The 10,577-nt window shown below is 41.6% G+C and carries 9 protein-coding genes; 5 read left to right on the top strand and 4 right to left on the bottom strand.

What is annotated here, in order from left to right; genetic code table 11:
- The first annotated feature begins 344 nt into the window (after positions 1-344).
- Positions 345-1,439, top strand: a complete 1,095-nt coding sequence (locus tag IQ211_RS16165; protein ID WP_276529789.1) for a 3-deoxy-7-phosphoheptulonate synthase — start codon at positions 345-347, stop codon at positions 1,437-1,439.
- Positions 1,440-1,444: 5 nt separating this feature from the next.
- Positions 1,445-2,566 carry a bifunctional chorismate mutase/prephenate dehydrogenase gene (tyrA, locus tag IQ211_RS16160; protein WP_189760396.1) on the top strand — a complete coding sequence of 374 codons (1,122 nt, stop codon included), beginning with the start codon at positions 1,445-1,447 and terminating at the stop codon, positions 2,564-2,566.
- 46 nt (positions 2,567-2,612) lie between these two features.
- Here tyrA and pheA read toward each other — a convergent pair whose 3' ends face one another.
- The 3 genes from pheA to bamD all read right to left on the bottom strand — a co-directional run bounded on the left by pheA (position 2,613) and on the right by bamD (position 5,592).
- Positions 2,613-3,767: a bifunctional chorismate mutase/prephenate dehydratase gene (pheA, locus tag IQ211_RS16155; protein ID WP_189760397.1), complete on the bottom strand. Its 1,155-nt coding sequence runs from the start codon at positions 3,765-3,767 to the stop codon at positions 2,613-2,615.
- 315 nt (positions 3,768-4,082) lie between these two features.
- Complete coding sequence (gene raiA, locus IQ211_RS16150) at positions 4,083-4,415, bottom strand: ribosome-associated translation inhibitor RaiA (RefSeq protein ID WP_189760398.1); 333 nt, start codon at positions 4,413-4,415, stop codon at positions 4,083-4,085.
- 445 nt (positions 4,416-4,860) lie between these two features.
- Positions 4,861-5,592 (bottom strand): outer membrane protein assembly factor BamD, encoded by a 732-nt coding sequence (gene bamD / locus IQ211_RS16145; protein ID WP_189760404.1) that lies wholly within the window; start codon positions 5,590-5,592, stop codon positions 4,861-4,863.
- 138 nt (positions 5,593-5,730) lie between these two features.
- Between bamD and rluD the strand changes: the two genes are divergently transcribed.
- The 3 genes from rluD to clpB all read left to right on the top strand — a co-directional run bounded on the left by rluD (position 5,731) and on the right by clpB (position 10,147).
- The gene (gene rluD / locus IQ211_RS16140; RefSeq protein ID WP_189760399.1) at positions 5,731-6,708 is read left to right on the top strand and encodes a 23S rRNA pseudouridine(1911/1915/1917) synthase RluD; all 978 of its coding nucleotides are present in this window, start codon (positions 5,731-5,733) and stop codon (positions 6,706-6,708) included.
- Positions 6,709-6,712: 4 nt separating this feature from the next.
- Entirely contained in the window at positions 6,713-7,444 is a 732-nt protein-coding gene (yfiH, locus tag IQ211_RS16135) for a purine nucleoside phosphorylase YfiH (protein ID WP_189760400.1), read from the top strand.
- 129 nt (positions 7,445-7,573) lie between these two features.
- Complete coding sequence (gene clpB / locus IQ211_RS16130; protein ID WP_189760401.1) at positions 7,574-10,147, top strand: ATP-dependent chaperone ClpB; 2,574 nt, start codon at positions 7,574-7,576, stop codon at positions 10,145-10,147.
- A gap of 57 nt (positions 10,148-10,204) precedes the next feature.
- Here the strand turns inward: clpB and IQ211_RS19680 are convergent.
- Positions 10,205-10,577: hypothetical protein (locus IQ211_RS19680; protein ID WP_228011606.1), on the bottom strand; the 373-nt coding region annotated here is incomplete at its 5' end.

Genomic DNA, 10,577 nt, shown 5'->3' with positions numbered 1-10,577 from the left:
ATAAAAATGAGATTGAGATCTTGTTTTTAGTGTTTGATTTATAAAAATATTTATTTTTGTAATAAACCGTACGCAATCGGTTAATAAATTATTTCTATTTTTATGTGATTGTGATGCGTTGTTTACAATGAATTAACTTTAATAATTGTTTATATATTTTGACATGAAAATAAAATTCAACAGCTTGTTAGTATGTCCATGCACCAATAGCCTTTGTATTCTTTGTAAAGTAATATTTACGTTGTAAAGAAAATATTTGCGTTTTTGGATTGTAATCTTTACGGCTCATGGTATGTTATCCAGCAGACACTTAGACAAACACTAAACAGACAAGGCAGGTAGAAATGATCATGCAAAAAGACACTCTGAATAACGTTCATATCCTTGATGAGCAAGTCCTCATCACACCAAAGGAGTTGAAACTGAAATATCCGCTGAATAGCCATGATCGATATGCCATCACAAACGCGCGTAATACTATCGCTGACATTATTCAGCATCGCGATCCTCGGTTATTAGTGGTATGTGGTCCATGTTCAATTCATGATGTGGATGCAGCCTTGGACTATGCCCGTCGTTTGAAAGTGCTTTCTGTTGAATTGAGTGATTGTCTGTATATTGTTATGCGTGTCTATTTTGAAAAGCCTCGTACAACTGTTGGTTGGAAAGGGCTAATTAGTGATCCCTATATGGATGGTTCATTTGATATGGATGCGGGGCTGCATATTGCCCGCCGCCTGTTGTTGAACCTGGTAGAAATGGGACTGCCATTGGCCAATGAGGCACTTGATCCCAATAATCCCCAATACTTAGGGGATCTATTTAGCTGGTCAGCAATTGGTGCCAGAACAACAGAATCTCAAACTCATCGTGAAATGGCATCTGGATTGTCTGTACCCGTCGGATTTAAAAATGGCACAGATGGTAGTTTGAATACGGCAATTAATGCCATGAAAGCAGCAGCAATGCCTCATCGCTTTATGGGGATAAATCAATCAGGTCAAGTTTGTTTGCTACAAACTCAGGGTAATCCGAATGGACATGTGATATTGCGTGGTGGCGCAGCGCCGAATTACAGTGCAGAACACGTTGCTGATTGTGAACGCCAGATGATTAAAGCTGGGTTAATACCATCGCTGATGATCGATTGTAGTCACGGTAATTCCAGTAAAGATTTTCGTCGCCAGAGTATCGTTGTGGATTCTGTTGCTGAACAGATTATGTCTGGAAATCAATCCATCACAGGGATTATGTTGGAAAGCCATATTAATGAGGGAAATCAATCCTCCGAACAACCTCGTACTGAGATGAAATATGGTGTTTCGGTGACAGACGCCTGCATTAGCTGGCAGACTACGGAACAAATATTGAAAAAACTGCACCAACAAATCGCTCCACATTTGGTTAATCGAAACATAATTATGGAAAAAGCAGGATAATCAATATGGCAACAGAATTGTCACAGTTGAGAGCTCAAATTGATGAGGCAGATAAAACCTTATTATCGTTGCTAGCAAAAAGAATGAATTTAGTGGCGCAAGTGGGTGAAGTTAAAAGTCAACTCGGTTTACCGATTTATGATCCTGACAGGGAGGCTGCTATGTTGGCTTCCCGCCGTCAGGAGGCGGAAAATATGGGAATTCCTCCTGATTTGATTGAAGATATCTTGCGCCGAATTATGCGAGAATCTTATGTCAGTGAAAATAACAAAGGCTTTAAAAAACTCAGCACTCATTTGGGACCTGTGGTCATTGTAGGTGGTTCAGGCAAAATGGGACGACTATTCAGCCAATTGTTGACGCTGTCTGGCTATGAAGTCAGGGTGCTCGAAGCTGACGATTGGGATAATGCCGAACATATATTAGCCGGAGCAGGGATGGTGATCGTTAGTGTTCCCATTCACTTGACAGAAAAGATTATCCGTCGATTACCTCCTTTGCCAGAACAATGCATTTTAGTTGACTTGGCTTCAATCAAGCAAAAACCGCTAAAGGCAATGCTTGAAGTACATAAAGGACCGGTTTTAGGATTGCACCCGATGTTTGGGCCAGATGTAGGTAGCTTTGCTAAACAAGTAGTTGTGTATTGCGATGGACGTTATCCAGAGTCGTATCAATGGTTTTTGGAACAGATATCAGTATGGGGAGCGAGGTTGCATCAAATTACCGCGGAGAAGCATGATAAAAATATGAGTTTCGTTCAGGCGTTACGTCATTTTACTACCTTCTGTTACGGACGGCATCTTGCAAAGGAAGATATCGATTTACAACAATTGCTTTCATTATCTTCACCAATATATCGATTGGAGCTAGCGATGGTAGGTCGATTATTTGCACAAGATGCTCAACTGTATGCTGATATTATTATGTCTAGTCCTGAAAATATTGCACTAATACGTCGGTATTACCAAAGTTTCGGGCAGGTGCTGGAAATCTTGGAACACCAAGATAAGTCAGCCTTTATTGAGAACTTTAACCAAGTGAGTGGTTGGTTTGGTGATGAAGCCGCTCGATTTATGAAGGAAAGCCGAGTGCTTTTGCAGCAGGCTAGTGACAACCGAGTATAGGTCTTTTTTAAAACCGGATAGAAACATCCGGTTTTGTCTTTTTACCTTAAACAGGATCAATAGGAATAATATTCTCTGATGGGTAAGATCCTAACACTTTCAGAAAACGCGTAATTTCCGTCAATTCTTTCAATGCTTGTTGCATTTTCATAGAACGCAGATTGACTTGTACATCAATATAAAACATCTCTTCCCACGGTTTGCCATTTATTGGGCGAGACTCTAATTTACTCATGGGGATATCATGTTTCTTTAGGATAATGAGAGCATCAACCAGTGCTCCTGCTTGCTGCCCGGTTGACATAATAAACGTAGTTTTGGCTGGAACTTGCTCGGATACGTCAATAGCTTTACGGGAAACAACAATAAAGCGAGTGCTATTCTCTTGCTGATTTGCCAGGTTGTTTTCTAACACATGTAATCCATAAAGAGTGCCGCCAGCCTCACTGCCTAATGCCGCTATTTCTGGCGAGTTGAGTTCAGCCACTTTTTGCATAGCAGCAGCAGTGCTTTCACAGTAGACAATATTCCAGTCAGGATATTTATTGAGATATTGGCTGCATTGTTGAAACGGTTGGGAATGGCTATAAACGGTTTTTATCCTTGAGATATCAGTTTGCCCAGCAATCAACAGACAGTGGTTGATTGGCAAAGTTATCTCTCCAACAAGGGATAGAGGGGTATGTTGCAATAAATCATAAACCTCATTAATTGCCCCTGAACTGGTATTTTCCAGTGGCAGGATGCCATAGTCAGCTTGACCAATCTCAACCAGTGAGAAAATATCTGAGAATTTGTGGCAACTGCACTCAACCAACTGATTAAAGTGACGAGCAGCAAATTGTCGAGCGGCAATATGAGAATATGAGCCTTTTGGCCCTAAAAAAGTAATACGGGCAGAATCGTAAGGTGTCTGATTCAGATATTGTTGTAATAAAGCCTGTTGGGTAAGAACAGAATCCTCAATGATCATCTGGAATAATCGTGTAATGTAAAATCCATCTAATCCACGTGATTTTCCTTTATCAATCAATACATTCAACAACTGTCGTTCACGGTTTTTATCTCGGATAGGGCGATGATCGAGCAGTTTTGTCTGGGCGATGTCACTGGCTAATTGTCGGCGTTTAGCAAGTAGATCCAGCAGTTCTGCATCAATATGACTAATTTCTTCTCGTAAACTCACTAAGTCTCGTTCCATAGTATTTTCCTGATATTCTTATTATGAGTGTAGTCTGTGTATCGTAAATATGTTTGGGATCAGTAAAACAAAAAACCTCCCTGTCGATGGGAGGCTTTTATTCGTCTTCTTAAATTTTCTTTGAAACGAATCAACCTCCTGATGTGAAGGTGAAAAAAAAGAAAAATAATAAAGACGGCTTGATAATCATTTGGCTTGTTAGCCTGCTACTTTATAGTTTCAATAATGTAGTTTAATTAACCTATTTAGCATGGAGTGTCAACAGGCAGTAAAAAACGCGCTCATTGAGCGCGTTAGAGAAAGGATCAGGGAGGATTATACTTCTAAGTTGAGATTGGACTCTTTAACACTATTGTCTGTACGGCGAGCTTCTGCTTTATGCTGTACTTTATTGAGTTGACGCTCTAATTTTGTCAGCAGATCATTGATTGCAGCATACATATCTTCATGTTTAGCGCTGGCTACTAACGTACCATTTGGTGTACCGATTGTGGCATCAACCAAAAACCCTTGCGGCTCTTTTGATAGTACAATATGTGGATTGATTAGATTAACTTGCCATTTGCTCAACTTATTTAGACGGTCTTCTACATGGCTACGAATTGCGGGGGTAATTTCCATTTGTTTGCTGGTAATGTTCACTAACATATAGTTACCTCTTTAAGATGTTGCTCCGTCTCTGATGTGCTCAGCATAGCGCCATTTTGCATAAAAAGAATGATCTAAATCACTTTTATTGAGTGATTTTGGCAGTAATTAACAGAATTGTGATAGCCAAGGAAGATATGAAGAATATTTGTTGCGAAGGAAGCAGTTATGCGTCATTATTAGTCAGTTATGGGATTGTTAAATCGCGTTATAATTACAAAAATTGAATTATTTTCAAGGTGAAAATAATCAAGATATAGCCAAATAAAATATGACCAAATGTGCTGATGCGTTTGGTTTGTTGGTGAAACAGAACAAAAGGCAAGTCCTACAAAATCACATTCCCAGCCGTGATATTCCTGGTAACTTCATTAATTAGATAAAAAAACAGTAGCCATTGAGCTACTGTTTTTGATTACGTATTCAAATTTAATGGGATAAGATTTTATACAGGGTTAGCAGCGATCAGCTGTGCCACTTTATCGGCTTCAGCCGTCAATCCTAATTCTTTATAAGCTGACTCCATATAAGGGAGTGCTTTCCGAGTTGCATTAGCATCAGGGTAGTCTCGTAGCATCTGTTCTATCCGATTGACAACCGCTATGTAAGCACTTCGTTTTGTGTAATATTGAACAACGGCAAGTTCATATTTGGCTAAACGCTCTTTGAGGAAAATTAATCGCTTAGTAGCATCAGTCGAATATTGACTGTTTGGGTAATAGCGCACCAGTTGGTTGAGATCACGGAATGCAGCACGGGCATGTTCAGGATCACGATTTGATCGATCAATGCCGAAAAAACCTTGTAATGGACTGTCATCCAGAGCTTGCGAAACCAAACCACGCATATAGAGTACATAGTCGATATTAGGGTGGGTTGGATTCAGGCGCATGAAACGGTCAATGGATGCGAGAGCCAATGGGTATTCCGCTGATTTGTAATAGGCGTAGATTAGATCAAGTTGAACTTGCTGGGAGTACGGGCCAAAAGGATATCGGTTATCAAGGGATTCCAATTGCTTGATAGCCGCTTTATAGTTACCTTCTTGCAGCTTTTCTTGCCCAATTGAATAAATTTGAGATGGCGGGATATCAGGAACAGCATCCTTATTGCTGGAGCATCCAGATAGAACCAGGCTCAATGTGGTCGCTGCCACCAGATATTTCATGCGAATCATCACGTGTTGATTATCCTCTGAGTGTTTTCTGGGAGACTGTCCGTGAAGCTCCCGGCAAAATATGGGGTTACAATAGCACACTATTTTAAATGAAACGGCCTCGCCGTCAAAACTCAACGTAAAATATAGAAGTTATATATGGCTCAACAAATCCGACTTAACGCAATAGTCGCTGAATCTCAGCTTGGTCAACGTTTAGATCAAGCTTTGGCTGAATTGTTCCCTGATTACTCTAGGTCACGTATAAAAGAGTGGATCTTGGATAATAAAGTTCAAGTCAATGGCAAATTAATTAGCAAACCAAAAGAAAAAGTTCTGGGCGGTGAAGAAATTTTCGTTGACGCCATCATTGAAGAAGATGCACGTTGGGAGCCTCAGGATATCGAACTGAATATTGTCTATGAAGATGACGATATTTTGGTCATCAATAAACCACGTGATTTGGTTGTTCATCCGGGAGCCGGTAATCCTGATGGTACCGTATTGAATGCTTTGCTATATCATTATCCTGAAATTGCAGATGTTCCCCGTGCAGGTATTGTTCATCGTCTTGACAAAGATACGACAGGGCTAATGGTTGTGGCAAAAAACGTTCCGGCACAAACCCGTTTGGTGGAATCTTTGCAACTGCGTGAAATAACTCGTGAATATGAAGCGGTTGCTTTGGGATGTATGACGGCTGGAGGAACGGTGGAAGAACCTATCTCTCGCCATCCAACAAAACGGACACACATGGCGGTACATCCTATGGGAAAACCTGCTGTTACCCATTACCGTGTTATGGAGCATTTCCGGGCACATACTCGTTTGCGCTTGCGCTTGGAAACAGGCAGAACACACCAAATTCGTGTACACATGGCACATATAAAACACCCGTTGGTGGGTGATCCTCTGTACGGCGGTCGGCCTCGTCCCTTAAAAGGGGCTTCTGATGAATTTCGCGAAGTGATGCGCAATTTTGATCGCCAGGCATTGCATGCAACCATGTTACGTCTTTACCATCCGATCACTGGAATTGAGATGGAATGGCATGCTCCATTACCGGACGACATGGTTAAATTAATTGAAATAATGAAAGCGGATGCCGAGACTTTCAAAGATGAGATGGATTGGTAGGTAAATGACACCCCTGATTTTTCCTGATTGGCCACAGCCTGATAATGTTGGCGCTTGCAGCACTACCCGTTTAGGCGGAGTAAGCCAATCCCCATATGACAGTTTAAATCTAGGTAATCATGTTGGGGACGTTCCAGAATACGTGGAACGGAATAGGGCACTATTGGTTGAATATGCCCAATTACCGCAGCAACCGACATGGTTGGAACAAGTACATGGAACACGTGTTATCACACTTGATGGCCAGCCATTGGTGAATAATCAGGCTGATGCTGTTTACACGAATACCCCTGATCAGGTTTGTGCTGTGATGACAGCAGATTGTTTACCCGTTCTTTTTTGCAGTATTTCTGGTGATGAGGTTGCGGCGGCTCATGCAGGATGGCGCGGATTATGTGCCGGAGTGTTGGAGAATACTGTGTCTCGATTTAGCGCAAAACCTGACATGATCCGTGCGTGGTTGGGGCCTGCTATTGGCACTGAAAAATTTGAAGTGGGAAGTGAAGTTAGGGACGCTTTCATCGCAACCAATCCTGATCTGGAACAAGCTTTTACATCTTATGGTAATAAGTTTCTGGCAAATATTTACTTACTGGCTAAATTAAAGTTGCAGTCAGTAGGTATAACGGAGATTTTTGGTGGAACCGCATGTACTGTCACGGAGGAAAAGAACTTTTTCTCCTATCGTCGTGATGGTAATACAGGGCGAATGGCAACTTTAATCTGGTTGCGATAACCTACTTTACAGGACGATCTTTGGCGTATAGCGGTAAGTTTCCAATTAACTTTTCAGAAAACCTTGAATATTTAAGGAATGACCTTATCTAGTCTCCAGTAGCAAATTCTGACCAGTATTGGAGGTGTTATGCGTCTGGATCGTCTTACCAATAAATTCCAGCTTGCTCTCGCTGACGCCCAATCCCTCGCGTTAGGGCGTGATAATCAATTCATCGAACCAATCCACTTGATGAGTGCATTAATTAATCAAGAAGGCGGTTCAGTACGTCCTTTATTGGCCTCGGCAGGGGTGGATACAGGAAATTTCAATGATCAACTGAATCAGGCTCTGAACCGATTGCCGAAAGTAGAAGGTAATGGTGGAGATGTGCAGGTATCCAACGAACTGGGACGTTATTTAAACCTGTGTGACAAACTTGCACAAAAATCAGGTGATAACTTCATTTCTTCTGAACTCTTTGTTCTGGCAGCGATAGAAGAACGTGGAACATTAAGTGACATGTTGAAAGCGGCGGGAGCAACTAAGGATAAAATCACTAAGGCAATAGAACAAATGCGTGGTGGTGAAAAAGTGAATGAACAAGGCGCAGAAGATCAGCGCCAAGCATTAAAGAAATATACTATTGATCTGACTGAACGTGCTGAACAAGGCAAATTAGATCCTGTGATCGGGCGTGATGAAGAAATTCGTCGAACTATTCAGGTATTGCAACGTAGAACCAAAAATAACCCTGTCCTCATTGGTGAGCCAGGGGTTGGGAAGACCGCGATTGTTGAAGGCTTGGCACAGCGTATTGTCAATGGTGAAGTTCCAGAAGGGCTGAAAAACAAACGTGTTCTGTCTCTTGATATGGGAGCGTTATTAGCCGGTGCTAAATATCGTGGTGAATTTGAAGAGCGTTTGAAAGGTGTTTTGAACGATCTTGCCAAACAGGAAGGTTCAGTCATTCTGTTTATTGATGAGTTACACACTATGGTAGGCGCTGGCAAAGCCGAAGGCGCAATGGATGCTGGTAATATGCTAAAACCCGCTCTGGCTCGTGGGGAACTGCATTGTGTTGGAGCCACAACACTTGATGAATATCGTCAATATATAGAAAAAGATGCGGCTTTAGAACGCCGTTTCCAGAAAGTTTATGTGGCAGAACCTACGGTTGAGGACACGATTGCTATTTTACGTGGATTGAAAGAGCGATATGAGTTGCATCATCACGTCCAAATTACTGATCCGGCTATAGTGGCGGCTGCAACATTATCTCATCGCTACATTTCTGATCGTATGCTGCCTGATAAAGCAATTGATTTGATTGATGAAGCAGGGGCAAGTCTGCGTATGCAGATGGATTCTAAACCAGAAGCATTGGATCGCCTTGAGCGTCGTGTTATTCAATTAAAACTTGAGCAGCAAGCACTGAAAAAAGAGTCTGATGATGCCAGTAAAAAACGTTTAGAGATGCTGAACGAAGAATTGGCAGAAAAAGAACGTGAATATTCTGAATTGGAAGAAGAGTGGAAAGCGGAGAAAGCTGAACTGAGTGGCACCCAGAATATCAAGGCTGAATTAGAAAATGTCCGTATTGAATTAGAAAAAGCTCGCCGTAGTGGCGACTTGGCTAAAATGTCTGAAATTCAGTACGGAAAAATTCCAGAATTGGAAAAACGTCTGGCAACAGCAACAACAGCAGAAAATCGTCATATGAAGTTGCTGCGTAACAAAGTCACGGATGCTGAAATTGCTGAAATACTCGCGCGCTGGACAGGGATCCCTGTATCCAGGATGCTGGAAAGCGAAAAAGATAAGTTACTGCGTATGGAGCAAGAATTGCATAAACGCGTGATAGGGCAGAATGAAGCAGTTGATGCTGTATCGAATGCAATTCGTCGTAGCAGAGCAGGATTATCTGATCCTAATCGTCCAATCGGTTCCTTCATGTTCCTGGGGCCGACTGGGGTGGGAAAAACAGAATTGTGTAAGGCGTTGGCTAATTTCTTGTTTGACAGTGATGATGCTATGGTGCGCATTGATATGTCAGAGTTTATGGAAAAACACGCCGTTTCAAGGTTGGTGGGAGCGCCTCCCGGTTACGTTGGATATGAAGAAGGTGGGTATCTGACAGAAGCGGTGCGCCGTCGTCCTTATTCTGTCATTCTGCTGGATGAAGTAGAGAAAGCCCACTCAGATGTTTTCAATATCTTGTTGCAGGTATTGGATGATGGCCGTTTGACTGATGGTCAAGGAAGAACAGTTGATTTTCGTAACACTGTTGTGATTATGACCTCTAACTTAGGCTCCGATATGATTCAAGAACGCTTTGGTACATTGGATTATATAGGTATGAAAAATATGGTGATGGATGTGGTTGGTCATCATTTCAGGCCTGAGTTTATTAACCGGGTTGATGAAGTTGTGGTGTTCCACCCATTAGGGAAAGAACATCTGAAATCTATTACGAATATTCAATTGCAGCGTTTATATCAGCGTTTGGAAGATCATGGTTATCGAGTGGAGATAACACCGCCAGCGTTGGAAAAACTAAGCGAAGCTGGTTTTGATCCTGTATATGGAGCTCGTCCATTGAAACGGGCCATCCAGCAAGAGATTGAAAATCCACTGGCCCAGCAAATTCTCTCTGGTAAATTGATACCAGGTAAGTTAGTAACGTTGAAATTAGAAGACAATCGTATTGTTGCAACACAATGATAATGATTGCTTAGAAAGTTCTTATACGTATTAAATTGCAAGTTGCAATTTACAATACTATATGAAACCTGATTTATCCCCACGAAGCGGGGGATAAATCACACGCATCTTGATGTTAGATTGGTATATAGAGGTGTATTTGCACCTCTTTTTTCTTTTTATAGATTGGAAAAACACCAAATTCGGGTGTTTTGGGTGATAAATAATCGTTTGAAATCTTTTTTTAAAATAACTATTGCCAGTATCAAAAAACTCCCTATAATGCGCTTCCGTTGTCACGACAAACACACAAACCGGTCGGGATGACAACGTGAAAAGCCCTGGAAAATAAGGCTTGACACGGTAAGAGGAAAGCGTAAGATACGCAGCCTCGCAACCCGGAAGTGACTTCCGGTTGCCAATGCTCTTTAACAAGTTAATCAGACAATCT

The organism is Xenorhabdus griffiniae, assembly GCF_015163655.1.
GTDB lineage: Bacteria > Pseudomonadota > Gammaproteobacteria > Enterobacterales > Enterobacteriaceae > Xenorhabdus > Xenorhabdus griffiniae.
Note: the sequence above shows the minus strand (reverse complement) of the source record. Positions and strands in the feature narration are given on the sequence as shown.

What these genes read in the sequence shown, in the direction of transcription:
- IQ211_RS16165 (WP_276529789.1), top strand. Translation starts at nt 345, where the DNA reads ATGATCATGCAAAAAGACACTCTGAATAACGTTCATATCCTTGATGAG.
- tyrA (WP_189760396.1), top strand. Translation starts at nt 1,445, where the DNA reads ATGGCAACAGAATTGTCACAGTTGAGAGCTCAAATTGATGAGGCAGAT.
- pheA (WP_189760397.1), bottom strand. Translation starts at nt 3,767, where the DNA reads ATGGAACGAGACTTAGTGAGTTTACGAGAAGAAATTAGTCATATTGAT.
- raiA (WP_189760398.1), bottom strand. Translation starts at nt 4,415, where the DNA reads ATGTTAGTGAACATTACCAGCAAACAAATGGAAATTACCCCCGCAATT.
- bamD (WP_189760404.1), bottom strand. Translation starts at nt 5,592, where the DNA reads ATGATTCGCATGAAATATCTGGTGGCAGCGACCACATTGAGCCTGGTT.
- rluD (WP_189760399.1), top strand. Translation starts at nt 5,731, where the DNA reads ATGGCTCAACAAATCCGACTTAACGCAATAGTCGCTGAATCTCAGCTT.
- yfiH (WP_189760400.1), top strand. Translation starts at nt 6,713, where the DNA reads ATGACACCCCTGATTTTTCCTGATTGGCCACAGCCTGATAATGTTGGC.
- clpB (WP_189760401.1), top strand. Translation starts at nt 7,574, where the DNA reads ATGCGTCTGGATCGTCTTACCAATAAATTCCAGCTTGCTCTCGCTGAC.